This window comes from Microbacterium sp. Marseille-Q6648 (assembly GCF_943181415.1).
Lineage (GTDB): Bacteria > Actinomycetota > Actinomycetes > Actinomycetales > Microbacteriaceae > Microbacterium.
Genome location: NZ_CALPBZ010000002.1, coordinates 356,415 through 383,020, shown reverse-complemented (window position 1 = coordinate 383,020; position 26,606 = coordinate 356,415). Strand labels below are relative to the sequence as shown.

At 71.7% G+C, this 26,606-nt stretch carries 24 protein-coding genes; 18 read left to right on the top strand and 6 right to left on the bottom strand.

Features of this window, described 5'->3' with window-relative positions; translation table 11 throughout:
- The first annotated feature begins 58 nt into the window (after window positions 1-58).
- The 6 genes from NFR93_RS09265 (at window position 59) to NFR93_RS09240 (ending at window position 7,013) form a co-directional block, all read left to right on the top strand.
- Window positions 59-835 carry an electron transfer flavoprotein subunit beta/FixA family protein gene (locus NFR93_RS09265; RefSeq protein WP_251452334.1) on the top strand — a complete coding sequence of 259 codons (777 nt, stop codon included), beginning with the start codon at window positions 59-61 and terminating at the stop codon, window positions 833-835.
- A gap of 10 nt (window positions 836-845) precedes the next feature.
- The gene (locus NFR93_RS09260) at window positions 846-1,811 is read left to right on the top strand and encodes an electron transfer flavoprotein subunit alpha/FixB family protein (protein ID WP_251452332.1); all 966 of its coding nucleotides are present in this window, start codon (window positions 846-848) and stop codon (window positions 1,809-1,811) included.
- An 11-nt stretch (window positions 1,812-1,822) separates the two neighbouring features.
- Window positions 1,823-3,946, top strand: a complete 2,124-nt coding sequence (locus tag NFR93_RS09255) for a cytochrome b/b6 domain-containing protein (RefSeq protein WP_251452330.1) — start codon at window positions 1,823-1,825, stop codon at window positions 3,944-3,946.
- A 98-nt stretch (window positions 3,947-4,044) separates the two neighbouring features.
- Entirely contained in the window at window positions 4,045-5,502 is a 1,458-nt protein-coding gene (locus NFR93_RS09250; RefSeq protein WP_251452328.1) for a sensor histidine kinase, read from the top strand.
- Window positions 5,490-6,164, top strand: coding sequence for a response regulator (locus NFR93_RS09245; RefSeq protein WP_251452326.1), 675 nt, complete (start codon window positions 5,490-5,492; stop codon window positions 6,162-6,164). Before NFR93_RS09250 ends, NFR93_RS09245 begins: the two co-directional genes overlap by 13 nt.
- 165 nt (window positions 6,165-6,329) lie before the next feature.
- A complete protein-coding gene (locus NFR93_RS09240; protein WP_251452324.1) occupies window positions 6,330-7,013 on the top strand; it encodes a hypothetical protein in 684 nt (227 codons plus the stop codon).
- Between the two features lie 287 nt (window positions 7,014-7,300).
- Here the strand turns inward: NFR93_RS09240 and cofE are convergent, their stop codons facing one another.
- Window positions 7,301-8,107 (bottom strand): coenzyme F420-0:L-glutamate ligase, encoded by an 807-nt coding sequence (gene cofE, locus NFR93_RS09235; protein ID WP_251452322.1) that lies wholly within the window; start codon window positions 8,105-8,107, stop codon window positions 7,301-7,303.
- A gap of 17 nt (window positions 8,108-8,124) precedes the next feature.
- The gene (locus NFR93_RS09230) at window positions 8,125-8,631 is read right to left on the bottom strand and encodes a GNAT family N-acetyltransferase (protein ID WP_251452320.1); all 507 of its coding nucleotides are present in this window, start codon (window positions 8,629-8,631) and stop codon (window positions 8,125-8,127) included.
- Between the two features lie 141 nt (window positions 8,632-8,772).
- Between NFR93_RS09230 and NFR93_RS09225 the strand changes: the two genes are divergently transcribed.
- Complete coding sequence (locus tag NFR93_RS09225) at window positions 8,773-9,333, top strand: acyl-CoA thioesterase (protein ID WP_251452319.1); 561 nt, start codon at window positions 8,773-8,775, stop codon at window positions 9,331-9,333.
- A gap of 21 nt (window positions 9,334-9,354) precedes the next feature.
- Here NFR93_RS09225 and NFR93_RS09220 read toward each other — a convergent pair whose 3' ends face one another.
- Window positions 9,355-9,669 (bottom strand): DUF7882 family protein, encoded by a 315-nt coding sequence (locus tag NFR93_RS09220; RefSeq protein ID WP_251452317.1) that lies wholly within the window; start codon window positions 9,667-9,669, stop codon window positions 9,355-9,357.
- Window positions 9,670-9,789: 120 nt separating this feature from the next.
- Between NFR93_RS09220 and NFR93_RS09215 the strand changes: the two genes are divergently transcribed.
- Window positions 9,790-10,566, top strand: a complete 777-nt coding sequence (locus tag NFR93_RS09215) for an EAL domain-containing protein (protein ID WP_251452315.1) — start codon at window positions 9,790-9,792, stop codon at window positions 10,564-10,566.
- Here the strand turns inward: NFR93_RS09215 and NFR93_RS09210 are convergent.
- Window positions 10,563-10,841: a hypothetical protein gene (locus NFR93_RS09210; protein WP_251452314.1), complete on the bottom strand. Its 279-nt coding sequence runs from the start codon at window positions 10,839-10,841 to the stop codon at window positions 10,563-10,565. The genes NFR93_RS09215 and NFR93_RS09210 overlap by 4 nt on opposite strands.
- Window positions 10,842-10,896: 55 nt before the next feature.
- On the opposite strand from NFR93_RS09210, the gene NFR93_RS09205 reads away from it, so the two are divergent.
- Window positions 10,897-11,199: a DUF7882 family protein gene (locus tag NFR93_RS09205; RefSeq protein WP_251452312.1), complete on the top strand. Its 303-nt coding sequence runs from the start codon at window positions 10,897-10,899 to the stop codon at window positions 11,197-11,199.
- Window positions 11,200-11,233: 34 nt separating this feature from the next.
- Here the strand turns inward: NFR93_RS09205 and NFR93_RS09200 are convergent, their stop codons facing one another.
- Window positions 11,234-13,186: a bifunctional diguanylate cyclase/phosphodiesterase gene (locus NFR93_RS09200; protein ID WP_251452310.1), complete on the bottom strand. Its 1,953-nt coding sequence runs from the start codon at window positions 13,184-13,186 to the stop codon at window positions 11,234-11,236.
- Between the two features lie 202 nt (window positions 13,187-13,388).
- On the opposite strand from NFR93_RS09200, the gene NFR93_RS09195 reads away from it, so the two are divergent.
- The 7 genes from NFR93_RS09195 (at window position 13,389) to rocD (ending at window position 21,889) form a co-directional block, all read left to right on the top strand.
- Complete coding sequence (locus tag NFR93_RS09195; RefSeq protein WP_251452302.1) at window positions 13,389-13,985, top strand: hypothetical protein; 597 nt, start codon at window positions 13,389-13,391, stop codon at window positions 13,983-13,985.
- A 114-nt stretch (window positions 13,986-14,099) separates the two neighbouring features.
- Window positions 14,100-17,798: a proline dehydrogenase family protein gene (locus NFR93_RS09190; RefSeq protein ID WP_251453032.1), complete on the top strand. Its 3,699-nt coding sequence runs from the start codon at window positions 14,100-14,102 to the stop codon at window positions 17,796-17,798.
- A gap of 89 nt (window positions 17,799-17,887) precedes the next feature.
- Window positions 17,888-18,352: a hypothetical protein gene (locus NFR93_RS09185; RefSeq protein ID WP_251452300.1), complete on the top strand. Its 465-nt coding sequence runs from the start codon at window positions 17,888-17,890 to the stop codon at window positions 18,350-18,352.
- The gene (locus tag NFR93_RS09180) at window positions 18,352-18,573 is read left to right on the top strand and encodes a helix-turn-helix transcriptional regulator (RefSeq protein ID WP_251452298.1); all 222 of its coding nucleotides are present in this window, start codon (window positions 18,352-18,354) and stop codon (window positions 18,571-18,573) included. The genes NFR93_RS09185 and NFR93_RS09180 overlap by 1 nt, the downstream gene beginning before the upstream one ends.
- The gene (locus NFR93_RS09175) at window positions 18,570-19,595 is read left to right on the top strand and encodes an NAD(P)-dependent alcohol dehydrogenase (protein ID WP_251452296.1); all 1,026 of its coding nucleotides are present in this window, start codon (window positions 18,570-18,572) and stop codon (window positions 19,593-19,595) included. The genes NFR93_RS09180 and NFR93_RS09175 overlap by 4 nt, the downstream gene beginning before the upstream one ends.
- Before the next feature lie 201 nt (window positions 19,596-19,796).
- Window positions 19,797-20,645, top strand: a complete 849-nt coding sequence (gene ddaH, locus NFR93_RS09170; RefSeq protein ID WP_502846280.1) for a dimethylargininase — start codon at window positions 19,797-19,799, stop codon at window positions 20,643-20,645.
- A 14-nt stretch (window positions 20,646-20,659) separates the two neighbouring features.
- Complete coding sequence (gene rocD, locus NFR93_RS09165; RefSeq protein WP_285814563.1) at window positions 20,660-21,889, top strand: ornithine--oxo-acid transaminase; 1,230 nt, start codon at window positions 20,660-20,662, stop codon at window positions 21,887-21,889.
- Between the two features lie 186 nt (window positions 21,890-22,075).
- On the opposite strand, the gene NFR93_RS09160 is transcribed toward rocD, so the two are convergent.
- Complete coding sequence (locus NFR93_RS09160; protein ID WP_251452295.1) at window positions 22,076-23,734, bottom strand: molybdopterin-dependent oxidoreductase; 1,659 nt, start codon at window positions 23,732-23,734, stop codon at window positions 22,076-22,078.
- A 145-nt stretch (window positions 23,735-23,879) separates the two neighbouring features.
- On the opposite strand from NFR93_RS09160, the gene NFR93_RS09155 reads away from it, so the two are divergent.
- Both NFR93_RS09155 and NFR93_RS09150 read left to right on the top strand, forming a co-directional pair.
- Window positions 23,880-25,649, top strand: coding sequence for a circularly permuted type 2 ATP-grasp protein (locus NFR93_RS09155; protein WP_251452293.1), 1,770 nt, complete (start codon window positions 23,880-23,882; stop codon window positions 25,647-25,649).
- Complete coding sequence (locus tag NFR93_RS09150) at window positions 25,643-26,575, top strand: alpha-E domain-containing protein (protein WP_251452292.1); 933 nt, start codon at window positions 25,643-25,645, stop codon at window positions 26,573-26,575. Before NFR93_RS09155 ends, NFR93_RS09150 begins: the two co-directional genes overlap by 7 nt.
- Window positions 26,576-26,606: the final 31 nt, after the last annotated feature.

Sequence of the window (26,606 nt, the reverse complement as noted above, 5' to 3'; positions counted from 1 at the left end):
CGCAGAACCACGCTAGCGCGTGCCCATAGACTCGTTGCGTTGAAGGAGCGGATGCGGAATGAAGATCGTCGTCCTGGTCAAAGAGGTCCCGGACACCTGGGGTGACCGCAAGCTGAACCTCGAGACGGGCCTGGCCGAACGCGACGCCGGCGACCGTGTCATCGACGAGATCGGAGAGCGCGCCCTCGAGGTCGCACTCTCGTACGCCGACGCGCACGCCGGCACCGAGGTCGTCGTGCTCTCGATGGCGTCCGAGGCCGCAGCCGCCAACGTGCGCAAGGCCCTCGCCATGGGCGCGGGCTCGGCGGTGCAGGTCGTCGACGAAGCGCTACGCGGAGCGGATCTGGGCCTGACCGCCGAGGTCCTGGCCGCGGCCCTGACGCGGATCGGCTACGACCTCGTGATCACCGGCAACCTCTCGACCGACGGATCGGGAGGGGTCATCCCCGCGATGCTCGCCGAGCTGCTGGATGTGCCGGCGGCCACCATGCTCAACGCCGTCGAGATCTCGGACGACGAGGTTTCGGGCACGCGCGCGACCGACGGCGGCACCGCACAGGTCTCGGCCGCCCTTCCCGCGATCGTCTCCATCACCGAACGCCTTCCCGACGCGCGCTTCCCCAACTTCAAGGGCATCATGGCGGCCAAGAAGAAGCCGTTCGAGACTCTGACGCTCGCCGATCTCGGCATCGACGCCGACGACCCCGCGGCCGCGCGCTCCATCATGATCGCCATCGCCGAGAAGCCGCCGCGCGAAGCGGGCGTGAAGATCGTCGACTCCGGAGACGCCGGCGAGCAGCTGGCGGACTTCCTGATCCAGAACCGGCTGGTGTGAGGTGACCGACATGACATTCGCCGACGACGCGATCCTGGTTCTGCTCGATGTGACACCCTCGGGCCAGCTGGCGGCCTCCGCAGCGGGGCTCCTCGGCGCTGCCGCCCAGGTGGGCACCCCCGTGGCGCTCATCGTCGGCAGCGAAGAGCTGGCCGCGGGGGCCGCGGCCCTGGGGGCGGCATCCGTTCTCATCGCGCCGGGCGGCGACGGGCTCGTCGTCCCCGTGGTCGACGCGCTCACCGCAGCCGCAGATCTCGTGAAGCCCGATGCCGTCCTCGCTTCGCACTCGGTCGAGGGACGCGAGGCCGCCGCGCGGTTCGCGGCGCGCACGCGGTCGGGACTGTGCGTCGACGCGGTCGGCGTCTTCCGCGACGACGAGGGCGTCGGCGCCCGCCACTCCGTCTACGGCGGGGCGTACAACGTCGACGCCGCCGTCACCTTCGGCGCCCCCGTGATCACCGTGAGGCAGGGCGCGATCGATGCGCGGGCCGAGGCTGTCGCATCGCCGCAGGTGCAGACGCTGCAGGTGTCGGCATCCGGTCGCGCCGCAGCCCGGGTGGGTGCGGTCGACGCCGCAGTGGTCTCGTCGACCCGGCCCGAGCTGCGCGGTGCCGCGCGAGTCGTCGCCGGCGGCCGAGGGCTGGGATCCGGAGACAAGTTCGCGCTCGTCGACGAGCTCGCCGACGCGCTCGGCGCCGCCGTGGGTGCCTCCCGCGCTGCCGTCGACGCCGGCTATGTGCCGCAGTCGTACCAGGTCGGCCAGACCGGGGTGTCGGTGTCGCCCCAGCTGTACGTCGCCCTCGGCATCTCGGGCGCGATCCAGCACAAGGCGGGTATGCAGACGGCCAAGACGATCGTCGCCGTCAACAAGGACGCGGACGCCCCGATCTTCGAGATCGCCGACTTCGGCGTCGTCGGCGACATTTTCACCGTCGTGCCGCAGCTGATCGCGGCGCTCGAGGCGAAGCAGAAGTAGGGCCCGGCGGAATGGCGACGTACGGCGGCACGGTTCGGCGTGGTCTTCCGCGGGTTTCCGGTGGAGAGGCGTGGCCGCCCGCGGGGGCGGCTGACCCCGGTGCGGCCGAGGCTGGGGCGGTCGAGCCGGGCGCGGCCGGCGCGGCCGGCGTGGGTTCGGCCGCGGCGCCGGTCGCCGAGCCGTCAGCTGTGTCGGGTGCCGAGGACGCCACGTCGACATACGTGACGTCTCACGACTCCGCGGGCGCCGTCGAGCCGCTCGGCCCCGGCGCGTCGGAGGATGAGGCGGGGGCGACGGGTCCGGGCGCTGAGGCGGGGGCTTCCGCTCGGACCGCCGCGACCGCCGGTGCGGGCATCCGTCGCGGCCTGCCGCGGGTGGCGGGCGGCGAGCCCTGGCCGCCCGCACGCCTCGCCCCGGCCGCGGCGGCATCGCCCGCGGCCGCGCCGAGCTCGGAGGTGGCGGCTCTCGTCGCCTCGGATGCTGCGACCCCGCCAGACGTGCCGGCTTCCGTGCCGGAGGCGGGGACCGGGGTGGCAGCTGCTGTCATCTCGGATGCCGCGACCCGGCCGGACGCGCCGCAGGCCGAGGGGGAAGCTGTTGCCCCCTCGGCGTCCGCGACCCGGCCAGACGTGCCACCCACCGCGGAAGGCGACACCGCCCCCGTGCGTCGGGGGCTGCCGCGCACTCCGGGTGGCGAACCCTGGCCTCCGGCGGACTTCGCCCCCGCGCCGCAGGCCGGGGTGGTCGTCGCTTCGGCGCCCGCGACCCGGCAAGAACCGTCATCTTCCGCGCCGGCTCCAGAGGCGGAGGTGGTAGCTGCTGTCGCTTCGGCTGCTGCGACCGGGCAAGACGTGTCACCGTCCACGGGCGGAGGCGACACCGCCCCCGTGCGCCGGGGGCTGCCGCGCACTCCGGGTGGCGATCCCTGGCCCCCGGCGGACTTCGCCCCCGCGCCGAAGGCCGAGGTGCCCGCTGTCGCCGCTTCGGCGCCGGCGACGCGGCAAGACGCGCCCCCTGCGGACCCCGCTGCGAACCCCGGGGTGGCAGCTGCCGCCGCTTCGGCGCCCGCGACCCGGCAGGAGGTTCCACCCGCCGAATCGGCCGTCGCCGTCAAGCCCGCCCGCGACCTCTCGCAGCCGCTGCCCTTCACCCGAACGGTATGGCCCGGCGAGGCCGCCCGCACACGCCCCGAGCGGCGCCCCGAGCCGCAGCGGATCGGACCGTTCACGAAACTGCAGTGGCTCGGCGCGGCGATCGTGGGCGGCGGCGGACTGCTCGTCGCCGCGGCGATGGCGGTGCTGGCCGTGCGGTGGCTGCTCAGCGTCCCGCCACTGTCGGACTTCGTCGCCACCTACCCCGGCGAGTATCACCTGCCCGAGACTGCGCCGGTCGGCATCCCCGCCTGGCTCGGCTGGCAGCACTTCTTCAACGTGTTCCTCATCGTGCTGATCATCCGATCGGGCTGGCGCATCCGGAACGAGAAGCGACCGACCGCGTTCTGGTCACCGCGCAGCAACGGGCGGCGCAAGATGAGCCTCACGATGTGGTTCCACCAGGCGCTCGATGTGCTCTGGGTGGTCAACGGACTGGTGTTCATCGCGCTGCTGGTGGTGACCGGACACTGGATGCGGATCGTCCCCACCTCGTGGGAGGTGTTCCCGAACGCCCTGTCGGCCGCCCTGCAGTATGTGTCGCTGGACTGGCCCACCGAGAACGGGTGGGTGAACTACAACTCCCTGCAGCAGCTGGCCTACTTCACCACGGTGTTCATCGCCGCGCCGCTGGCCATCGTCACCGGCATCCGCATGAGCATGTGGTGGCCGAAGACGGCCCCCACGCTCAACAAGCTGTATCCGGTCGAGTGGGCGCGCAGGATCCACTTCCCGGTGATGCTCTACTTCGTGCTGTTCATCATCGTGCACGTCGCGCTGGTGTTCGCCACCGGAGCTCTCCGCAACCTCAACCACATGTATGCCGCGCAGGGCTCGGTCGACCCTGACGCCTACGCGGCGAACTGGACCGGGTTCTGGATCTTCGCCGTCTCGATGCTCGTGATCGTCGGCGGGTGGGTCGCGGCGCGGCCCCTCGTGATCGCGCCGATCGCGCGCCTGTTCGGCAGCGTCTCGAGCCGCTGACGAGCGGATGCCGCGGCATCCGGTGCGGGGGATAACCCGAAGTCAACTGTCCGGATGACTCGGGCGCGCCGCCCGCGCGTCCGCCGTACCGTGAGGGTATGACCACCCCCACGCCTGATAACCCCGCGCCGGCGGCCGGCTTCGCGTCCGCGACGGCGCCCACCGGACCGCCCGTCGCCACGCCGCCCGCCGCGTCGTACCCCGCCGCACCGGCCGCCGCGTCGAACCCCGCCGCACCGGCCGCACTTCAGACGCCCGCACCGGGGACGCCCGCCGGCCGTGCCGCGGCATCCTTCGATCACGACCCCACCCCCGTGCGCACGCATCGCCCGCTGCTCGTGGGCGGTGCCATCCTGCAGCTGGCCGCCCTCGGCGTGGTCGGCCCCGGCATCTTCGCCGGCCTCGGGACGCTGCTCGGCGTCGGCATCGGGCTCGTCCCGGTGCTCGGCGTCGGCCTGCTGCTGCTCGTCGGCCTCGTGTACGCGCTGTTCGCCGTCGGCTGGCTCGAGGCGGCGCGCGTGGATGGGCTCTACGGCTTCGGCCTGCCGCCTCGGCGCCTCCGCTCCAGCGGTCGGCCCGGATTCGGTGGATGGCTGCGGAGCCTCTGGCTGCAGTTCATCGACCCGACGATGTGGCGAGGCGTCGCCAGCGCGGCCATCGCGACGGTGCTCGGCTGGCTCGTGCTGATCGGCATCGGCGTCTTCGTCTCGGGGATCGCCGTCGCCTTCGCCCCGCTCTACGCCGCCGGGCAGGACAGCATCCGCCTCGACCGCACCTGGTTCGACGTCCCCCTCGCCCTCGCCGTCCCTCTCGGCATCCTCGCCAGCCTGCTGGCCGCCGCCGCCGTCATCGGGCTGGCGCTGCTGCACGGCGTGCTCGTGCGGGCGATCCTCGTGCCGTCCCGAGAGGCGCAGCTGGCCGAGCAGGCCCGCACCTCGCACGCTCAGCGCGCCGGAGCCGTTCGCGCCGCCGACGTCGAGCGCACGCGCATCGAACGAGACCTGCACGACGGCGTCCAGCCGCGGCTGGTGTCGGTCGGCATGACTCTCGGACTCGCCCAGCAGAAGATCGACACCGATCCTGCCGCTGCGAAGGCGCTCATCGACGAGGCGCACACCTCGACCAAGGCCGCCATCACCGAGCTGCGGCAGCTGGCGCGGGGGATCCACACCTCCGTCCTCGACGACCGTGGCCTGGATGCCGCGCTGTCGGCGCTCGCCTCACGCTCGCACATCCCGGTGTCGCTCGATGTCCGCATCAACGAGCGCTGCAGCCCGGAGGTCGAGGCGGCCGTGTACTTCGTGATCGCCGAATCCCTCACCAACGCCGCGAAGCACTCCCGCGCCGCGGAATGCCGCGTCCTGGTGAGACAGCGCGAGGGCGGGATGCTGTGGGCCAGGGTCGAGGACAACGGGCTGGGCGGCGCGACCGTCGTGCCCGGCGGCGGACTCGACGGCATCGCCAACCGCGTCCTCGGTGCCGGGGGCACATTCCGCCTCGACAGCCCGGCCGGCGGCCCGACCACGGTGGAGGTGAGCATCCCGTGCGCATTCTGATCTGCGAGGACTCCGTGCTCCTGCGCGAAGGGCTCGTGCGGCTTCTCGAGGACGCAGGCCACACCGTCGTCGCGGCGCTGCCGGACGTGACCGACCTCGACGAGTCCGTCGCCCGCGAGGAGCCCGACCTGTGCATCCTCGACGTCCGGCTGCCGCCGACCCGCACCGACGAGGGCATCCGAGCCGCGGTGCGGCTGCGGGCGGCGCGGCCCGACCTCCCGGTCCTGGTCCTGTCGCAGTACGTCGAGGAGCGCTACGCCAGCGATCTCATCGCGGGGCGGGGCGGGGCACTGGGCTACCTGCTCAAGGACCGCGTCGCCGACGTCGCCGACTTCCTCGACACCCTCGAGCAGATCGCGGCGGGTTCGACCGTGTTCGACCCCGAAGTCGTGGCGCAGCTGCTGAGCCGCCGCACCCGCGACGAGCGCATGCAGCGCCTCACCGATCGCGAATCCACCGTCCTCGCCCTGATCGCCGAGGGCAAGTCCAACCAGGCCATCGCCCGCGCCCTGCACGTCAGCGAGGGCAGCGTCGAGAAGCACATCACCGCCGTCTTCCAGAAGCTCGATCTCGAACAGGACGACTCCGGCAACCGCCGCGTCCTCGCCGCGCTCGCGCACATCGCACACGGCGGCACCACCCGAACAGGAGACCCCTCATGAGCACCGTCCTCACGCCGCCGCCGGCCCGCCCGCCCCGAGCCCGCACCGTCCTCCGATGCGCCGTCGCACAAACCCGGAGGTGCGGCGAAGGTCATCGCCATCCTGACCATCGTCCTCGGCGGCATCATCGTTCTCGGGACCATCGCCAGCACGATCTTCGCCACTGTGGGTGCGGCATCCACCCAGACATCGGGTCGCACCCTCGCGGTGTCTGGTGTCGACGAGATCGACGTCGAACTGGCCGCCGGATCGCTGCGCGTCGAATTCGCCGACATCGACGAGGCCGAGCTGACGGTGACCTCCGCCTTCGGTGCGGATCGCTGGACGTTCGACCGCGACGGCGACCGCCTCGTGGTCGCCTCGCCCCGGTGGATGTGGGGGATGGGCTGGATGCAGCAGGGAGACGCCGTGCTGCGGCTGCCCGAGGGCCTCGACGGAACCGACGCCGTCATCGACGTCGCCGCCGGCGACGCGGTCGTGGACGGAGGGTTCGGCGACCTGCAGGTTCAGCTGGGCGCCGGTCGCATGCAGGTCTCGGGCACCGCCGACACCTTCGGTGCCGAGGTTTCCGCCGGCCGCGGCGAGTTCGACCTCGCCGACGTGAACGAGGCCACGCTGTCGGTGAGCGCCGGCTCGCTCGACGGCGTGCTCACGGGCGACCAGCCGCGCACGGTCGACGTCGACGTCAGCGCCGGCGGCCTGCGCCTGACCGTCCCCGACGGCGAGTACGACATCACCTCCGATGTGTCGGCGGGCTCGTTCGATGACCGGGTGGGCTCGACCTCGGGCGCCGCCAGCACGATCGCCGTGCAGGTCTCCGCCGGTCAGGCCGTCCTCCGCGCCGACTGACCCCTCGGCGCCAGCTCAACCCCGGGCCGCGTGCGCACGCGCCCCTTCCGTGCGGGGGATTCACGCACGGCGGGGGCTCGTGCGCACGCGGCACGGGCGTGAGTGGGCCCACCGCCGTTCCGCGCGCGACCGACCCCAACCCGGGCTGCGTGCGCGCGAGGGACTCCACACCCGGGGACACGTGCGCACGCGCCCCTCGCGTGCGGGGGATTCACGCACGGCGGGGGCTCGTGCGCACGCGTCCCCGCGCAACTGACACACACCGCCCGCGCGCGAAGCGCGAGGGGTCAGGATGCCGGTGCGGCGGCGGCTGCGCGGGCTGCGGCGGTGCCGGCGTCGAAACCCGCGGCGTAGGCCTCGTCCGCGCCGACCCGGAACATGTCGCGCTCGAGCGGACGGACGATCGAGCGGGCACCGGGAAGGTCGAGCGCCCCCACGAGGTCGCCGCGACCGCGGACGACGGCGACGGGCAGTCGCGCGGCCTTCCCTTTCACGAGGTCGGCCGCCCCCGCCAGCTCATCGGCCACGCACGGCATCGTGACCATGAGCGGCCGGCCCTCGGCGTCGGTCTGGCCGCGCAGATCCTCGAAGACCTGCACGCCGGCGGCACCGATCGCGTGGTCGGTCTGCCCCTCGCGCCAGGCGCGACCGAGCGTGTCGGTGATCAGAACGCCCACCGACACCCCGAAGCGGTCCCGCAGACCCGACGCGAGCGCCCGCGCCGACGCGTCGGGGTCGACCGGCAGCAGCAGGATCGTGCCGTCGGGAGTGTTCGACGCATCGACACCCGCGGCGGCCGACACGATGCCCAGGCGGTTCTCGACGATCCGCGTGACGTGCCCGGTCGGGCCGGTGCGCGCCGCGACGAGTCGCACGGTCTCGGCGGTGATCGCGTCTTCGCGGTCGTCGGCGCGCAGCATCCGGCCTTCGGCCTTCGACACGATCTTCGAGGTGACCACCACGATGTCGCCGTCGCGCAGGGCGAGATCCGCGGATGCCGCAGCCTGCGCCGTCGTCGCGTCGGCGATCACCGCCACCAGGTCATCGCCCGCGGCGATCTCGCCGATCCCCGGAAGGGCCCAGACCTGCAGCACGGACGATCGAAGACGGCTCAGCGGACGAAGCGGACCTCGGTGAGGGTCTCACCGAGGAAGGGCTCCGTGTGTGTGGCGCCGTCGAGGCCGAAGCCGTTGCGCGTGTAGAACCGGTGCGCGCGCGGGTTGTCGTCGGCGACCCACAGGTACAGCGGTTCGTCGGGCCCGGCCACCGCGTCGAACAGACGCTGTCCGATGCCGGTGCCGTGGAACTGGTCGAGCAGGTAGATGAAGTACAGCTCGCGGTTGCGCGGTGCATCCTTGTCGCGCGCGGGGCCCGAGCCGGCGAAGCCGACGATCTCACCCTCGACGAGGGCGGCGAACATCTTGAAGTCCGGGCCCTGCACCGCCCAGTGGGTCCACAGCTCGGCGAGACGCTTGGGAGAGACCTTCTCGAGCGCGGCCTTGCTGATGAGGTGGTCGTACGTCTCGTGCCAGCACGTGGCGTGCACGCGGCCGAGGGCCTCGGCATCCACGTCGCGCACCGGACGGACGACGATGTCGGTCTGGAGTTCGGCTTCCATGGCCAGACTCTACGCGGACCCCGCCGGGACGGGAAATCGAGCGGATGCCGCCGAAGGACCGCCGACCGGATGCCGCACCGCACTGTGGGAATCGCACAACCGTGTGGGTGCATTCGTCATGGAACACTACGATCGCTCCTCGTGAACGTGCTCTGGCGGACCCTCCTCGTGATCTTCCGCGCGCGCCTCTCGGTGCGCCGACACGGGACGGCGCCGCCCGAGACGGTCGGGCGCGTTCGGGTGACGACGCTGCCGACCGACATCGACATGCTGATGCACATGAACAACGGCCGGTACCTGTCGCTGTTCGACCTGGGCCGGTGGGATCTGCTGACGCGCACCGGTTTCCTGAGGACCATGCGCGACAACGGCTGGTACGCCGTGGTCTCGAGCGAGACGGTGACCTTCCGCAAGTCCCTGCAGCTGTGGCAGCGGTTCGAGGTCGAGTCCCGGTTCCTGGGCCACGACGACCGCGCGCTCTACGTCGAGCACCGGGCCGTGGTCGACGGTGAGGTCTACGCGCGCGCGATCGTGCGGGCCCGCATGCTCAAGCGCTCGGGCGGCACACTGCGCCACGAAGAGCTGTTCGCCGCGATGGGGCGTCCCGACAATCTTCCCGACGTCGAGCCGTGGGTGCACGACTGGGCCGTGGCCTCCGCCCTGCCCTCGACGAGGGATGCCGCACCCAGCGTGTGGAACTGACGACCGGGTTGGCGGGCGAAGCTACCGCGGTGCGGCGGGGTCGTCCGGCTCGGGAACGAGGGTGAGTCCGTTCGGAGAGTTGGCCGCCTTGGTCAGCGCCTCGAGCCACGCCGGGTTCAGCCGCGGCTGACGGCCGCCGAAGTACTCGAACACCACCGAGATGTTGGGGCTGAGCCACACGGACGTCCGGCCCAGTCCGCTTCGCATAGGATCTGTCCACGTGAAAGCGAACTGCTCGCCGCGTCGCAGCTTCGACCAGATCACCACCTGCAGGTGCGCGAGAATACGGTCGTCGAAAGAGACCGTGACCTTGGAGTCGTACGTGAGCGTGCCCATCGGTTCCACTTTAGCGGCCATGGCCCGCAGCGGCGGCGAAGGTCGAGTGCGCAGTATACACACTTCAAAAATCTCTGTCGGGTGTTGCGGACAAGTGGTAGGGAGCGGATTCTGGAGCGCATGACTGGCTTCCCCACGCTCGCCGACGACCTGCGCCTCGCCGTGTCCTCGGGCCTGCTCACAGTGGCCTATCAGCCGCTGTTCGACCTATCCACCGACCCCCGAGATCGCGGGCCCGTGGCCGTTGAAGCGCTGTGCCGGTGGGACCACGCCGTGCACGGGGCGATCGGCCCCGACCTGTTCATCCCGCTCGCCGAGAGCGAGAACATCGTCAGCGACATCGATGACGTCGTGCTCTCGGCCGCCGCGGCGCAGGTGTCCGAATGGCAGCGCGAGGGTCACGACCTGTCACTGTCGGTGAACGTCTCGCCGACGCACGTGTCGCCCAGTTTCGCGAGCGTCGTGGTGGAGCGAGCCGACGAGACCGGACTGCGTCCCGGCACTCTGACCGTCGAGGTCACCGAAACGCCGTCGCCGCAGCTGCTGCCGACGGTCGTGGAGATTCTGCCGGTGCTGCGCTCGGCCGGCGTCGGCGTCTCGCTGGACGACTTCGGTGGCGGCGACACCACGATGGCGATGCTCGACCAGCTGCCCATCGACGAGATCAAGATCGACCGGTCGCTCACGCAGCGCCGCGATGCCGCATCGGAGGACGCCATTGCGGGCGTGGTCGCCTTCGCCAAGCGCTACGGCTGGCGCGTCGTGGCCGAGGGCATCGAGACGGTCGAGGACTTCGAGCGCGCTCGTCGTCTCGGCTGCGATCGGGGTCAGGGGTTCCTGCTGGGCGCTCCGATGTCGGCCGACCGCCTGGGTCGGCTGCTGAGCGCCGCGGGTTAGATCTCGGGGTAGTCGTCCACGATCGCCGCGTCGTCGGCGGCGTGGTCGCCGGCGCCGGCAGGTGCCTCACCGCTGCCCACGTCGAACTGAGACCAGGTCACGGGCATGCCCGGCGAGAAGAGGATGTCGATGCCGGGACCGCCGCGCAGCGGCGGAATCGTGACGTAGCCGCCACCGTCCTTGATGGCCTCGAGGATCTCCTTCTTCAGCTCCGTCACGGGGTCGGGAAGGAAGTAGTCGCGTCCGTCGACGGTGAGTCGGTTCACTTTTGCCATCCCGTCAGCCTACCCGCGGTGGGCGCGCGCCGTCGGGCGTCATAGGATTCTCTCGATGGGTACTCTGCATTACGGGTCGCCTGCCGTCGACTTCCCGATCGACGATCGCACGCTGGCTCACCTCGAACTGGTCATCGTCGCCAAGCTCCGGCGCCACGAGAGCCTCTCTTTCGCGATCACCGACGAGAAGACGGGCCTGCGGCAGGCGCTGTGGATCTCGCCGGCGTCGACGGTCCGCTTCGCGTACGACGCGCCGATGCCCGAGATCAACCGGGTGTGGCTGCAGGAGCTGGTGGACATCGCCAACTCTCCGGGCGGGCTGCGCATCCTTCCCGAACCCGAGCCGGCCGCACGCTGAGGTCACCCGCCGCGTTCGCCGTGTGAGCGCGGCCTCAGCGCGACACCCGGCCGCGTCCCGCGCGCTTGGCGCGGTACATCGCCGCATCCGCGGCATCCAGGAGCTGCGCCGCCGTGGGCCGGCCGTCTTCGGTGGCGATGCCGGCTGACGCGCCGATCTCGACGATGACATCGCCGACCTTGATCGGCTCGCGCAGCGCGTCGACGGCGCGCTGCGCGATCAGCGACGCCTCTTCTTCGTGCACGTCCAGGCAGACCACGACGAACTCGTCACCGCCCAGGCGCGCCACGATGTCGGTCGAGCGCGCCGCTCCGAGCAGGCGCCTGCCCACCGTGGAGAGGACGGCATCGCCCAGTTCGTGCCCGTGGGTGTCGTTGACCGCCTTGAAGTTGTCGAGATCGAGGAAGACGACCGACACCTGCCGGGCGCCCTCTGCGAGGACCTGGCTCAGACGCTCGTCGAGGAACCGGCGGTTGTGCAGGCCCGTCAGCGCGTCCTGCAGGGCGAGCTCGGCGAGTTCCGCCTGTGCTCGCGAGAGCAGCGCGGTGCGGATGTCGGCGCCGAGGTCGAAGGCGTCCTGGGCGTGCTCGCCCCACGGAAGGCTCCGGCCGGTCACGCTCTCGACCCATGCCGAAAACGAACGGCGCGGTGAGAGGGGGGTGTCGCGATTGGCCGCGGACTGGTCGCCGAGCCACTGCACTTCCCGCGCCGCCTCGCCGCGGACGAAGACCAGCCGGTCCCCGTCGTCGGACAGGGGAACGATCAGCAGGCCCGCGACGCCCGCGATCTCGACGGCGAGCTCCGGACGTTCGATCGGCAGGGCGTCCGACACGAAGCCCGAGGGCCCGAGGTCGTCGATGACAGGGTCCAGGCGCTCGGGAGCGGGCACGACGCCCATCGTGCTGACCACCCCGTCGACGCGCAGGTACACGCCGTCCGCGGGTACGACGTCCAGGACCGTCCGGCGGCCGCGTACGAGCGCGTCGGCGATGTCGGCCCGTCCGTACAACGGGGCGACGACTGCCGCGCGTCGCTCGCGGGCTTCGAGCTGGCGTCGCAGGGCCTGGATCTGCCGGGCCGAGATCAGCTGCGTGCCGACCTGCGTGGCAAGCACCTCCAGCGCGCGACGCAGCAGCACGGGAAGGCGGCGCTGCGTGCGGTGAGCGCACGTGAACATGCCGACCAGACGCCCTTCGGCGACGACGGCGAACGAGACCGTCGAAGCCTGACCCATGTTCCGCATGAACTGCAGGTGATGCGGCGACACGGCGCGCAGCTCGGTGATGCCGAGGTCGATCGGCTGGGACTCGGGGAGAAGGGTGCGGATTCCGAGCCCGGGGTCGTCGGTGTCGACGATGGCCCGCGAGCGCTTCTCGAGATAGAGCATGCGCGCCTGCGGCGGGATGTCGGACGCGGGGAAGTGCAGCCCGAAGTACGACTCCATGTCGGGCTCGCGCTCGTCCGCGACGATCTGGCCGTGCCCGTCCTCGTGGAACTCGTAGCACATGACCCGGTCGAAGCCGGTGATGGCCTTGAGCTCTCGCGCGGCCTGGATGCGCAGCTCGTCGGGATCGGTGATGTGCGCGACGCGCTGGATGGCGGTGACCACGCCGGTGCGGACGTACTCGAGGTCGGGGATGACCGGTTCGAGCTCGAGGATCAGGGGGGACGTGCCGCGGTGGGCGATGACGTCGTAGGCGGTGCCGTCGAGTTCGGCTCGCACCGGGTCCACGGCCACGCCGTGGCTCATCGCCCACGCGAGCATCTCGCTGCCGGTGTCGGCGAGCGGGAGTCCGAGCCACTGCTCGGCGTTCGCGCTGGCCGCGACCACGGTGCCGGTGGAGTCGTCGACGGCGAACAGGATGCCGTGGGATTGGATGCGGCCCACGAGGCGGATCTCTTCGGTCGAGCATTCCTGCAGACGGCGCAGCTCTGCGGCGTCGCGGGTGCGTCCTTCGTCGTAGGAAACGGTGGGGAGATCGGTCATGGCACCTCCTCAAGGGGTGCTCGAAGGGCGGATTGCACACGCCCAGGGAGAAACAATCCTATGCACGCGATGGGCAAATGCGGAATGCGCGCGGGTATCGGAGATCGGCCTGCCGCGCAAGACCATTGCCGTGACAGGCACGGGATGGTGAGGTGACGGCAACGCGGCCGCGAGGGAGCGGCCATGACCGAGGGAGCGCGACATGGACACTTCCACACTCATCTGGATCATCGTCGGGGTCGTCGTCGTGGCCGCCATCGTCGTGGGGATCCTGGTCTTCACGGCGCGAGGCCGTGACCGCCGCCGTGAGCAGGCCCGGGTCGAGAAGGCAGAGGAGCTCCGCGTGCAGGCGCGCGAGACCGATCTCGCGGCTCGGGAGAAGGAGGCCGGCGTCGCGAAGGCGCGTGCCGAGGCCGCGGCCGCCACAGCGGCCGCCGAGAACGCCCGCGCCCAGGCCGCGCAGGCCGAGGTCGATGCACGCCGGGTGGCCGAGCAGGCCGGCGACCATCAGGCCGAGGCCGACCGCCTGCGCGCCGAGCAGGCGGAGCGGATGCGGAAGGCCGACGAACTCGACCCGCGGGTGCACGACGACGACCGCCCGGTCGGCCAAGCGCACGACCGCCCGGTCGAGGAAGCCCACAACCGCCCGGTCGGGGAGGCCCACGACCGCCCGGTCGGCGAGAACGACCGTCCCGTCGGCGCCGCCCACGACCAGACGGCGGGTGAAGCGCACGACCGCCCCCACGGCGACGACGACCGGTACGACACGACGCGTCGGCCGCGTTCCGAGGACGTCTGACGCGCGGCATCCATCGGCGAGGGCGACGACCGGCGCGGCGCGCGCCGCGCGCGTATCCGGATGCCGCAACCTGGTGTCGTGAGCGACATCGAGGTGCAGTCTGGAGACGTGCCGATGAGTGAGTTTCCGTCCGAGTCCGTCGAGCCCGAGTCCCGGCCCCTCGCGGACGCCGCGATCGCGCTGGCCGAAGGGTGGGTCGCCGAGGCTGCGGAAGCAGACGTGGATCCCGCTGCGGCGCGGCTGGCGGGGGTGCTGAAGGATCCCCGCGGACTGCCCTTCACCATGGGCTTCGTCGACGGCGTGATGCGGCCCGAGAGCCTGTGGGCGGCGGCATCCCGGTTGCACGATGTCGCGCCCATCGTTCCGGAGTTCCTGCCGTGGTACCTGCGCGGCGCGGTGCGGGTGGGCGGTGCACTCGCGCCCGTCCTGCCGACGCCGGTGGTGCCGATCGCGCGGCGAGTGCTGCGCGAGATGGTCGGGCACCTCGTCGTCGACGCGCGTCCCGACAAGCTGGGGCCTGCGATCGAGCAGCTCCGCGCTGCGGGAGCGCGGCTCAACCTGAACCTCCTCGGCGAGGCCGTGCTCGGCGAGGACGAGGCTCGACGCCGCCTGCACGGCATCCACGAGCTCATCCGACGCCCGGACGTGGACTACGTGTCGGTCAAGGTGTCGGCGATCATGAGCCATCTGTCGATGTGGGCGTTCGACGAGACGGTCGAGCGCGTCGTCGAACGGCTCCGCCCGCTGTACCTCACCGCCGTCGCCGACAACACCTTCATCAACCTCGACATGGAGGAGTACCGCGACCTCGACCTGACCATGGCCGTCTTCATGCGCCTGCTCGAGGACCCGCGACTGGCCGGGCTCGAAGCCGGCATCGTGCTGCAGGCCTACCTGCCCGACGCGCTGCCAGCGCTCGAGCGCCTGACGGCATGGGCGCAGGAGCGGGTCGACAGCGGCGGCGCGCGCATCAAGATCCGCCTCGTCAAGGGGGCGAACCTGGCGATGGAGCGCGTGGACGCCCGCATGCACGGCTGGACGCTCGCCACCTACGACTCCAAGCTCGACACCGACGCGAACTACGTGCGGTGCCTCCGCTTCGCGCTCGACCCCGTCCGCACGGGCGCGGTGCGGATCGGCGTCGCCGGGCACAATCTCTTCGACATCGCCTACGCGTGGCTGCTCGCGAACGAGCGCGGTGTCACCGATGACATCGAGTTCGAGATGCTGCTCGGCATGGCACAGGGACAGGTCGAGGCCGTGGCCGACGAGGTCGGTCCGGTGCTGCTGTACGTGCCGGTGGTGCGTCCCGACGAATTCGACGTCGCCATCAGCTACCTGGTGCGACGGCTCGAGGAGAACGCTTCGAGCGAGAACTTCCTCTCGGCCGCGTTCGACCTCGCCGACGATCCCGCCCTGTTCGAGCGCGAGCGCGACCGCTTCGCGGCGTCACTCGCGCGCGCCGACGATCCCGCGCTGCCCCTCGGGGCGCGTCGAGTCCAGCACCGCGATGCGCGGGCGGATGCCGCGACCGCCGGCCCCGGCATCCGTGTCGCAGACGGCGACGACGACGATGCCGGTCTCACCCGCGCGGTGCTCGGCATCGCACGCTCGTCCTCGGCCGACCCCGGCGAGACCGCACCGCTGGAGCCGTCGGTCCAGGAGCAGTTCTTCGGCGGGCAGCCGTATGTCGAGACGGCGGTGTTCGCACCGCGGGAGTCCGCGTCGACCTCGCTCGGCGCACCGGGCTTCACCGCGGCGACGGACTCCGACCCGGCGCTGCCTTCCACGCGGGCCTGGGCTCGGGATGTGCTCGCACGGGTGGCGGATTCGACGGCGGGCGAGGTCGCCATCGCCGCGGCCCGGGTCGCCGACGCCGACGCGCTCGAACGCGTCATCGCGCGCACCAAGGACGCCGGGGACCGCTGGGGTCAGCGGCCGGCCGCGGAGCGCGCCGAGATCCTGCACGCCGCCGGCCGGGCGCTCGAAGCCCGGCGCGGCCGACTGATCGAGGTTGCGGCGTCCGAGACCGGCAAGGTCTTCTCCGAGGCGGACGTCGAGGTCAGCGAGGCCGTCGACTTCGCCCATTACTACGCGGCGACCGCGCGCGAACTCGACCGCGTGAGCGGCGCCGTCTTCGTGCCCGATGCGCTCACCCTCGTCACGCCGCCGTGGAACTTCCCGCTGGCCATCCCCGCCGGCGGGGTCCTCGCCGCCCTCGCGGCGGGATCCGCGGTGCTGTTCAAACCCGCGCCGCAGGCGCGACGCTGCGCGGCGGCGATCGCGGAGGCGCTGTGGGAGGCGGGGGTGCCCCGAGCGGTGCTCGCCCTCGTGGACGTCGATGAGGGCGACCTCGGCCGGCAGCTGGTGTCGCATCCCGACGTCGACCGGGTGATCCTCACGGGTTCGTGGGACACCGCCGCCCTCTTCCGCTCGTGGCGACCCGAGCTCGACCTGCTCGCCGAGACCAGCGGCAAGAACGCCATCGTGGTCATGCCGTCGGCAGACCTCGATCTGGCGGCATCCGACCTCGTGAAGAGCGCGTTCGGCCACGCGGGTCAGAAGTGCTCCGCCGCGTCCCTCGCGATCCTCGTCGGCCCGGTCTCGCGCTCCCGCCGGTTCACGAGGCAGCTCGTCGACGCCGTGCGGTCCCTGCGCGTCGGGCCGCCCACCGACCCCCTGGCCGAGGTGGGGCCGGTCATCGAGCCGCCGCAGGGGAAGCTGCGCTGGGCGCTCACGACCCTCGACGAGGGCGAGCAGTGGCTCGTCGAGCCGCGCGAGATCGACACCGATCCGGTGTGGGAAGGCCGACTGTGGACGCCCGGCATCCGCACCGGAGTGCAGCCCGGCTCGCGCATGCACCTGGAGGAGTTCTTCGGGCCCGTCCTGGGGATCATGCACGCGCACTCGCTGCGGCACGCCATCGAGCTGCAGAACGCCGTCGCCTACGGCCTGACCGCCGGCCTGCACACGCAGGACCCGACCGATCTCGCGCTGTGGCTCGACGAGGTGCAGGCGGGCAATCTCTATGTCAATCGCGGCATCACCGGCGCCATCGTGCAGCGGCAGCCGTTCGGAGGATGGAAGCGCTCGTCGGTGGGTCCGGGGGCCAAGGCCGGCGGTCCGAACTACCTCGTCGGCCTCGGGTCGTGGCGCGCCAGTGCGGGCGGAGCCACGTCGTCGACGCTGCACCTGCGGGGGCTCGACTCGCGCATCACGAACGTCATCGAAGCGGCTCAGCCGTCGCTGGACTACGAGTCCTTCGAGTGGCTGCGACGCGGCGCCTTGTCTGACGCGCTGGCGTGGAACCGTGAGTTCGGACAGGTCAAAGACGTCTCGCGGCTGGGGGTGGAGCGCAACCTCTTCCGCTACCGGCCCGTGCCCCAGGTCGCCGTGAGGGCCACGGGCGACGCGACGTGGCAGGCGCTGCTGCGCGTGGTGGTCGCCGGCGTCCGCGCCGGTACGGCGATCACCGTGAGCGCTCCGGTGGGGCTTCCCGCGGCCGTGCGACGGGCGCTCGGCGAGAGCGAGATCACCGTGCACGTCGAGTCGGACGAGCAGTGGATCGAGCGGATGCAGGTCGCCGACCCGCGCCCGCCGCGTGCCCGGCTGGTCGGCTCCGCCGCGGCGGTCGCGACGCTGAGCCTCGCGGTGTCGGCCGCGCTCGAGGGTGATCCCGACTTCGCCGTGTACGACAACGAGGTCACGACCGCCGGGCGCCTGGAGCTGCTTCCGTTCCTGCGCGAGCAGTCCGTCACGATCACCGCCCACCGCTTCGGCAACCCCGATCCCTGGAGCGCCGAGGTCATCTGACGAGGCCCGGACGACGGCGGCCGGGCCGGGAGCGGCATCCGGGTGTAAAGAATTATTGACACGGATGCCGCGACCGGCGTACTCTCCGAATGTCAAACATTCTAGACATCGGAGCTGTCATGGTCTACGAAGAGCGCAACGTCTGGGCGGGCCTGATCGTCTCGGTGGTCGGCGTGGCGATCTACACCGTGCTCATCCTGCCCCGGGCCATCGGCGGCGATCCGACGCAGGTGAACTGGGTGGCGCCGATGCTGTGGACCATCGGCCTGAGCATCGTGGCGTCGATCGTCGTCAGCACCGTGTGGGGCATCGTGGCGGGCATGCGCGATCCGGACGGGACGAATGCGAGCGATCAGCGCGACCGTGACATCGCACGGATGTCGAACCGCGTCGGGCAGGCCTTCCTGGTGCTGGCCGGCCTCGGAGTCATCGTGCTGTGCGCGCTGCAGGCCCACTGGTTCTGGATCGCCCACACCATGTTCTACGGCTTCGCCGTCTCGGCGATCGTCGGCGGCGTCGCCAGTGTGATCGCCTACCGACGAGGACTCGCGTGATGGTCAAGCCCACCAGGGTCACCAACAGCATCCGCGTGGTGCGCGAGGACGCCGGGCTCACGCAGGCCGAACTCGCCGGGCGCGTGGGCGTCACGCGCCAGACCCTCATCGCCATCGAACAGGGGCGGTACTCTCCGTCGCTCGAGCTGGCCTTCCAGATCTCCCGCGTCTTCGATCGCCCGATCGACGACCTCTTCCAGTACCCGAAGGACCACTCATGAACGCGAACGACATTCCGTCGCCCGCCTCCGCCGCCGAGGCGGCACTGCCCGCGACGATGATCCCCTGGCGCCAGTCCCGCTACGGGGCCCCCGACGTCATGGCGGCCGAGACCGTGCCCGTGCCGACGCCGGGCCGCGACGAGGTGCTCGTGCGATTCACCGCCGCCTCGATCAACTCCGGCGACGTCCACATCATGCGAGGCGACCCCCGGCTCGTGCGCCTGTTCTTCGGGCTCCGCCGGCCGCGCGTGCGGGGGCGCGGGATCGACCTGGTGGGCACGATCGTGGCGCGGGGGGACGGAGTCGACGGTTTCGCACCCGGCCAGCGGGTCGTCGCGGGATGGCGCGACACCCTCGCCGAGTACGTGGCCGTTCCGGCATCCCGTCTTTCGCTCCTCCCCGACGCGGTCGACCCGGTCACCGCGGCCGCGCTGCCGGTGGCGGGCAACACCGCGGTCACGGTGCTCGACGCGTGCGAGGTCGCGGCGGGCTCGCGCGTGCTCGTGGTCGGAGCCGGCGGCGGCGTGGGCACGCTCACCGTGCAGCTGGCCGCCGATCGGGGGGCCGAGGTGTGGGCCACGTGCGGCGCCCGCGCCGAAGAGGTGCTCCGCGGCCTCGGCGCGGCGCGCACGTTCGACTACCGCGCGGTCGCGGTCGCCGACCTGCCCGGCGACCACTTCGACGCCGTCGTCGACATCGCCGGCGAAACGCCTCTTGCCGTGCTGCGCGAGCGACTGCGCGCCGGCGGCGCCGTCGGACTCGTGGGAGGGGAGGGCGGGCGCGTGCTCGGGCCCATCCCGCGGATCCTCCGGTCGATGTTCGCCCGGCGCGGCGGTCGCCGGTTCCGCCCCGTCACGGCATCCACGAAGGCCGACGTCACCGCGGGGCTGCTCGACCTGGCCGCCGCCGGACGGCTCACGCCCGTGATCGCCGCCACCTTCCCGCTGACGCGCGCGGGCGAGGCGCTCGCCGCGGTGGACGCCGGGCGCACCGTCGGCAAGGTCGTCGTCACCCGCGACTGAAGGCGCGCCCGGCGGCCCGCCCGATCCGGCATGCGAGAATGGATGCCGGCGTGCCCGAGTCGTTCCTTCCACGCCGTGACGGCACCGTCACGTGCAGGAGGGCCGGCGGGCCTCGAGGACAGCGTCCGCCACCCTTCGTGAAGGAGCACAGTGTCCACGCAGAACACCACGGCGGATGTCCACATCACCGGTGAGCACCAGCTGGAGGCCGCGGCCGCGGGCCGCATCCAGCAACACCGGTCGTACCTGATGTGCCGCCCCGACCACTTCACGGTCAGCTACACCATCAACCCGTGGATGGAGCCGGCCAACCCGACCGACACCGCCAAGGCCGTCGCCCAGTGGCAGACGCTGTACGACACCTACGTCGCCCTGGGCCACGACGTGCACCTGATCGACCCGATCGCCGGACTCCCCGACATGGTCTACACCGCCAACGGCGGTTTCGTGATCGACGGTGTCGCGTACGGCGCGAAGTTCCGCTTCGCCGAGCGCGCACCCGAGGGGCCCGCGTTCATGAACTGGTTCCGCGACGCCGGATTCGACGTCGCCGACCCGGCCGAGGTCAACGAGGGCGAGGGCGACTTCCTGCTCGTCGGCGACACGATCCTCGCCGGCACCGGCTTCCGCTCCACCGGCGACAGCCACCGCGAGCTCGGCGCCGTCTTCGGCAAGGAGGTCGTGTCGCTGAACCTCATCGACCCGCGCTTCTACCACCTCGACACCGCGCTGTCGGTGCTCGACCCCGTCGAGGGTCCGGGCGGGGCAGAGCGGGCCAACATCGCCTACCTCGAGCACGCGTTCGACGAGCGCAGCCAGGCGATCCTCGCCGAGCGCTACCCCGACGCGATCCGCGTCTCGGACGCCGACGGCGCCGTGTTCGGCCTGAACTCCGCCAGCGACGGACTGAACGTCGTCATCTCGCCCCGCGCCACCGGCTTCGAGGCGCAGCTGCGCGAGCGCGGGTACAACCCGATCCTCATCGACCTGTCCGAACTCCTCCTGGGCGGCGGCGGCATCAAGTGCTGCACCCTGGAGCTGCGCCGCTGAAGGAGCCGCGCCCGATGACCCCCTCGCACTCCCCGACGCTCGACACCGGCACGATGCGCATCATCAGCGCCGAAGAGACCCACGTCGCCCAGAACTACCGTCCCCTGCCCGTCGTGCTCGCGCAGGGCGAGGGCGCGTGGGTCACCGACGTCGAGGGCAAGCGGTACCTCGATCTGCTGGCGGCGTACTCGTCCGTGAACTTCGGGCACCGGCATCCGGCCCTCGTCGCCGCGGCGCAGGAACAGCTCGGGCGCCTCACCCTCACCAGCCGCGCGTTCCACAACGACCGGCTCGGGGCCTTCGCCACGGCGCTGGCCGACCTGTGCGGCAAGGAGCTCGTGCTGCCGATGAACACCGGCGCCGAGGCGGTCGAGACCGGCATCAAGGTCGCGCGCGCGTGGGGCTACCGGGTGAAGGGCATCGCACCCGATGCCGCGACCGTCGTCGTGGCCAACGGCAACTTCCACGGCCGCACCACCACCATCGTCGGCTTCAGCGACGACCCCTCGGCCCGCAGCGACTTCGGCCCGTTCGCGCCGGGGTTCGTCTCGGTCCCGTTCGGAGACGCCGCCGCCGTCGAGGCCGCGATCGACGAGAACACCGCCGCCGTGCTCATCGAGCCCGTGCAGGGCGAGGCCGGCGTGGTCGTCCCGCCCGAGGGCTACCTCGCGGCCGTGCGCGAGATCTGCACCGCGCACAACGTGCTGATGATCGCCGACGAGATCCAGTCCGGACTCGGCCGGGTCGGCACGACGTTCGCGTGCGACCGCGAAGGGGTCGTTCCCGACGTCTATCTGCTCGGGAAGGCGCTGGGCGGCGGCATCCTGCCCCTGTCGGCCGTCGTGGCCGATCGCGACGTGCTCGGCGTGATCCGTCCCGGCGAGCACGGCTCGACCTTCGGCGGCAACCCGCTGGCGGCGGCCGTCGGGCTGAAGGTCGTGGAGCTGCTGGCGACCGGAGAGATCCAGGCGCGCGCCGCCGCCCTGGGCGAGCACCTCGAGGCGCGGCTGGCCGAGCTGGTCGGGCACGGCGTCACCGGCGTGCGGGTCGCGGGGCTCTGGGCCGGGATCGACATCGACCCCGCCGTCGGCACGGGGCGCGAGGTCGCGGAGCGGCTGCTCGCCCGGGGTGTGCTGGTCAAGGACACGCACGGCCAGACGATCCGCATGGCGCCGCCGCTCGTCATCCGCGCGACCGAGCTGGACTGGGCGATCGAGCAGCTGAAGGTCGTCCTCGCGGGCTGATTCCGGGGTTCGGGCACCTGTGGGCGGTGCCTGCGGATCATAACTCCGGCACCGGGCGCGGTGCCGGCGGACTCTCGCCGCGGAAACACGCGGGCGCCGCCGATTCCGGCGCGCGGGGTGCAGGAGTTGTGGTCCTCGCGGCCGGGAGACCCGCGGCGGACGCTCGGATGCGCCCACCGGCGGGGGTCAGTCGACGTCGACCCGGATGCGGTGCAGGCCCTGCGCGCCGTTCGGTGCGGGCGGCGCGGGGTCGGGCGTCTGCACCTCGCCGGTCGCGCTGATCGCCCGGCAGCGGATCTCGTGCGCGCCGCTCTCGGCCGTCCACGGCAGGCTCCACTGCACCCAGGTGTCTTCCGAGATGGCGGTCGCCAGCGTCGCCGGCTGCCACGGACCGTCGTCGATCTGCACCTCGACGCCGTCGATGCCGACGTGCTGCTGCCACGCCACGCCCGCGATGACCGTCTCGCCGGGCGGCAGTCGTCGCCCGCGCCGCGGCACGTCGATGCGCGACTGCAGCTTGATCGGCCCGCGCTCGGACCACCCGCGCGTCGACCAGTACGCCTTCGCGCGGTCGAAGCGCGTGACCTCGAGCTCGACCACCCACTTCGTCGCCGACACGTAGCCGTAGAGCCCCGGCACGACCATCCGCACGGGGAAGCCGTGCTCCAGCGGCAGCGGCTCGCCGTTCATCCCCACCGCGAGGATCGCCGGCCGGTCGTCGGTGAGCACCTCCAGCGGGGTGGATGCCGTGAAGCCGTCGATGGAGCGCGAGAGCACCATATCCGCATCCTCGGTGGGGCGTGCGCGGGCGAGCAGTTCGCGGATCGGGTAGCCGAGCCACCGCGCGTTCCCGATCAGCAGGCCGCCCACGGTGTTCGACACGCACGCGAGGGTGGTGTCGCTCTCGGCGAGAGGCAGGCCGAGCAGCTCGTCCCACGTGATCGTGACCTCCTGCTCGACCATGCCGTGGATGCGCAGCGACCAGTCGGCCGGATCGATCTCGGGCACGACGAGCGCCGTGTCGATGCGGTAGAACGAGCCGTTCGGGGTGATCACCGGCGCCAGATCCGGGATGCCGAGGTCGGCGCCGGCGGGGATCGGCGGCGCCGGGGTGGTGGGGCTCGGCAGGCGCAGGGCACCGCGGACCGCTTCGACCGCGGCCGAGCCGGCGCGGCGGGCCGTCGAGGCGATCGCCACGAGGACGCCGGCGGTCAGCGCGGCACCCGACCACAGGAAGAAGCCACGGCGATCGAGTCCGCGCTGCTCGGCGCGGGCGGGGGACGTGACGGGAGTCCGCGGATCCGGCGACCAACCCTCTGTCCCCACAGCGACGGCGGCCCGGATCCCTGCAGTTCGCTCACGTGCGGGCGCGGGGCGGCGCAGCCCGAGGCCGCGGAGACGCCGCGCGAGCAGCCACAGCGTCGCCGCGCCGACGACGCCCGCGACGACGGAGGGCAGCCACGCCAGTCCCTCCGCGCCCGGGCGGAGCACGGCGACGACCGCGCCGACCATCCCGAAGGCGGCGACGATCGCCGTGCCCCACGGCGGGCGGCGCACCTCGAGCCAGCCTGCGACGGCGGCCACCACGAGCATCACCGCGGCGATGCCGACGAGCAGCGCGATCTTGTCGGCGGTGCCGAACAGGGCGATCGCGAGGTCCTTCGCCCACGACGGGGCAGCGTCGATGAGGGCGCCGCCGATGGCCGCGAACGGGCTCGAGGTCGGTGCGACCGATGCCGCGGTCAGCTCTCCGAGGCCGGCGCCCAGGACCGCGGCCGAGACGCCCGCGAGCCACGTGGCCGGGGCGGGGAATCGGTCGCGCGAGGGCGCGTGCTCGTTCGCCACGAGGCGAGCCTACGACCGTCGGCGGAGTGGAGGGCGGTCGAACGATGACGATCCGGCAACGGCGGGTGCGGCATCCTGCCGGGGAGCCGTGGGCGGCGTCAAGCGAAACACTGCCGCAACAAGGCCGGGACTAGGCTCGTGTGCCATGGGTGACCTGTTCGACGGATACGGCTCCACGCTGGCGCCGCGCAAGACGCCGTCGGGTGTGCCGGCGTTCGACGAGATGTTCGGCAGTCCCGATCATCCGGGGGCTCCCGCACAGTCCCGGCAGGCGTATCGCGAGCTGTACCAGGCTCTCGCGCAGATGACCCAGGAGGAGCTGCGCGGGCGGACGGACTCGCTCGCGAGCTCGTATCTGGCGCAAGGGGTGACCTTCGACTTCGCCGGCGAGGAGCGCCCGTTCCCGCTCGACGCCGTGCCGCGGGTGATCACCTACGACGAGTGGTCGCGCGTCGAGGCCGGTGTGAAGCAGCGGGTCAAGGCGCTGGAGGCCTTCCTCGACGACGCCTACGGTCACCAGCACTGCGTGCGCGACGGCGTGCTGCCGGCGCGACTGATCGCCTCGTCCCAGTACTTCTACCGGCAGGCGGCAGGCATTCACTCCGCCAACGGCGTGCGCATCCACGTCTCGGGCATCGACCTCATCCGCGACGAGCACGGCGAGATGCGCGTGCTCGAAGACAACGTCCGCGTCCCGAGCGGCGTCTCGTACGTCATCTCGAACCGCCGCGTGATGGCGCAGACCCTTCCCGAGCTGTTCGTCTCGATGCGCGTGCGTCCCGTCGGCGACTACCCCAACAAGCTGCTCGGCGCGCTGCGCGCATCCGCTCCTCCCGGGGTCGAGGATCCCAACGTCGTCGTCCTCACGCCGGGCGTCTACAACTCCGCGTACTACGAGCACACGCTGCTCGCGCGCCTGATGGGCGTCGAGCTCGTCGAGGGACGCGACCTGCTGTGCATCGGCGGCAAGGTGTTCATGCGCACCACCCGCGGGCCCAAGCGCGTGGACGTGATCTACCGTCGCGTCGACGACGACTTCCTCGACCCGCTGCAGTTCCGGGCGGACTCGATGCTCGGCGCCCCCGGCCTCATGCTCGCCGCGCGGCTGGGCAACGTCACGATCGCCAACGCCGTCGGCAACGGCGTCGCGGACGACAAGCTCGTCTACACCTACGTGCCGGACCTCATCCGGTACTACCTGGCGGAGGAGCCCATCCTCAAGAACGTCGACACGTGGCGTCTGGAGGATCCGAACGCCCTCGAAGAGGTGCTCGACCGCCTCGACGAGCTCGTGGTCAAGCCCGTCGACGGCTCGGGCGGCAAGGGACTCGTCGTCGGTCCGGATGCTTCTCCCGCCGAGCTCGAGAAGCTGCGCAAGCGCCTGCTCGCCGACCCGCGGGGCTGGATCGCCCAGCCCGTGGTGATGCTGTCGACCATCCCCACGCTCGTCGAGGACGGCATGCGTCCGCGCCACGCCGACCTGCGGCCCTTCGCCGTCAACGACGGCGACGACGTGTGGGTGCTGCCGGGCGGGCTGACGCGCGTGGCGCTGCCGGAAGGCCAGCTCGTGGTGAACTCCAGCCAGGGCGGGGGGTCGAAGGACACGTGGATCGTCGGCGGGTCGGCGCCCGGCCAGGTCGAGTACGGCCAGGGCGGCGGCATGGGGGCACTCGTGGCGGACCAGGCCGCGGTCACGTCGGCGATCCCGATCATCTACGACGAGCAGTCGCAGCCCACGCACTCGCCGCAGGACAAGCCGCGCTCCACCCGCGAACAGCAGGAGCAGCAGCAGCAGGCCTCGTCCGACGACGTTTCGTCTCGCTTCGCTCGCTCAACGACCGAGGCCCCGGTCGTTGAGCGAGCGAGGAACGAGCGAGACGAAACGCCGCGAACGGACGGAGACTCCCCATGCTGAGCCGCATCGCCGAGAGCCTGTTCTGGATCGGGCGCTACCTCGAGCGGGCCGACGGCACCGCCCGCATCCTCGACGTCCACCTGCAGCTCCTGCTCGAAGATCCGTGGATCGACGAGGACATCGCGTGCCGGTCCCTCCTCACGGTGATGGGGTCGTTCCCGTCCGATGACATCGACACCGTCGGCCGCGAAGACGTGCTGCAGCAGCTCGCCGTCGACCGCGGCAATCCTTCGAGCATCGGGTACTCCCTCAGCGCCGCCCGCGAGAACGCCCGGCGGGCGCGCGAGATCGTCTCGACCGAGCTGTGGGAGACCCTCAACACCACCAATGCCCGCATGCCCCGCCGGCTGCAGATCGACAAGGTGCACACGTTCTTCCAATGGGTGCGCGAGCGCACCGCGCTGTCGGTCGGCGTCGTGGACTCGTCGACCAGTCGCGACGAGGCGTGGCAGTTCTTCACCCTCGGACGCTCCATCGAACGCACCGACATGACAGCCCGGATGCTGGCGACGAGGTCGCTGACCCAGGCATCCGGCCCGTCGTGGACCACCATCCTCCGTTCGTGCGGCGCGTACGAGGCGTACCTGCGCACCTATCGCGGCATCCCGAGTGCCCGCAACGCGGCGGAGTTCCTGCTGCTGGACCGCCTGTTCCCGCGGTCGATCATCTACTCGATCCAGAGCGCGGAGGGCTGCATGAGCGCGATCGATCCGCGCGCGGACCGCGTCGGCCATTCGAACACGGTGCTGCGGGCGCTCGGGCAGATCCGCAACGATCTGGAGTACCGCTCGCTGAGCGAGATCCTCGACGAGCTGCCCGAGCACATGTACCGCGTCCAGAAGGTGACGCGTGAAGCATCCGAAGCCATTCGCGGGCGGTTCTTCCCCACGCAGGCCGAGCCCAGCTGGATCGGGGAGATCTCATGATGCTCCGCCAGGTTCACCGACCGGGGCTGTG

What these genes read in the sequence shown, in the direction of transcription:
- NFR93_RS09265 (WP_251452334.1), top strand. Translation starts at nt 59, where the DNA reads ATGAAGATCGTCGTCCTGGTCAAAGAGGTCCCGGACACCTGGGGTGAC.
- NFR93_RS09260 (WP_251452332.1), top strand. Translation starts at nt 846, where the DNA reads ATGACATTCGCCGACGACGCGATCCTGGTTCTGCTCGATGTGACACCC.
- NFR93_RS09255 (WP_251452330.1), top strand. Translation starts at nt 1,823, where the DNA reads ATGGCGACGTACGGCGGCACGGTTCGGCGTGGTCTTCCGCGGGTTTCC.
- NFR93_RS09250 (WP_251452328.1), top strand. Translation starts at nt 4,045, where the DNA reads ATGACCACCCCCACGCCTGATAACCCCGCGCCGGCGGCCGGCTTCGCG.
- NFR93_RS09230 (WP_251452320.1), bottom strand. Translation starts at nt 8,631, where the DNA reads ATGGAAGCCGAACTCCAGACCGACATCGTCGTCCGTCCGGTGCGCGAC.
- NFR93_RS09220 (WP_251452317.1), bottom strand. Translation starts at nt 9,669, where the DNA reads ATGGGCACGCTCACGTACGACTCCAAGGTCACGGTCTCTTTCGACGAC.
- NFR93_RS09215 (WP_251452315.1), top strand. Translation starts at nt 9,790, where the DNA reads ATGACTGGCTTCCCCACGCTCGCCGACGACCTGCGCCTCGCCGTGTCC.
- NFR93_RS09210 (WP_251452314.1), bottom strand. Translation starts at nt 10,841, where the DNA reads ATGGCAAAAGTGAACCGACTCACCGTCGACGGACGCGACTACTTCCTT.
- NFR93_RS09205 (WP_251452312.1), top strand. Translation starts at nt 10,897, where the DNA reads ATGGGTACTCTGCATTACGGGTCGCCTGCCGTCGACTTCCCGATCGAC.
- NFR93_RS09200 (WP_251452310.1), bottom strand. Translation starts at nt 13,186, where the DNA reads ATGACCGATCTCCCCACCGTTTCCTACGACGAAGGACGCACCCGCGAC.
- NFR93_RS09195 (WP_251452302.1), top strand. Translation starts at nt 13,389, where the DNA reads ATGGACACTTCCACACTCATCTGGATCATCGTCGGGGTCGTCGTCGTG.
- NFR93_RS09190 (WP_251453032.1), top strand. Translation starts at nt 14,100, where the DNA reads ATGAGTGAGTTTCCGTCCGAGTCCGTCGAGCCCGAGTCCCGGCCCCTC.
- NFR93_RS09185 (WP_251452300.1), top strand. Translation starts at nt 17,888, where the DNA reads ATGTCAAACATTCTAGACATCGGAGCTGTCATGGTCTACGAAGAGCGC.
- NFR93_RS09180 (WP_251452298.1), top strand. Translation starts at nt 18,352, where the DNA reads ATGGTCAAGCCCACCAGGGTCACCAACAGCATCCGCGTGGTGCGCGAG.
- NFR93_RS09175 (WP_251452296.1), top strand. Translation starts at nt 18,570, where the DNA reads ATGAACGCGAACGACATTCCGTCGCCCGCCTCCGCCGCCGAGGCGGCA.
- rocD (WP_285814563.1), top strand. Translation starts at nt 20,660, where the DNA reads ATGACCCCCTCGCACTCCCCGACGCTCGACACCGGCACGATGCGCATC.
- NFR93_RS09155 (WP_251452293.1), top strand. Translation starts at nt 23,880, where the DNA reads ATGGGTGACCTGTTCGACGGATACGGCTCCACGCTGGCGCCGCGCAAG.
- NFR93_RS09150 (WP_251452292.1), top strand. Translation starts at nt 25,643, where the DNA reads ATGCTGAGCCGCATCGCCGAGAGCCTGTTCTGGATCGGGCGCTACCTC.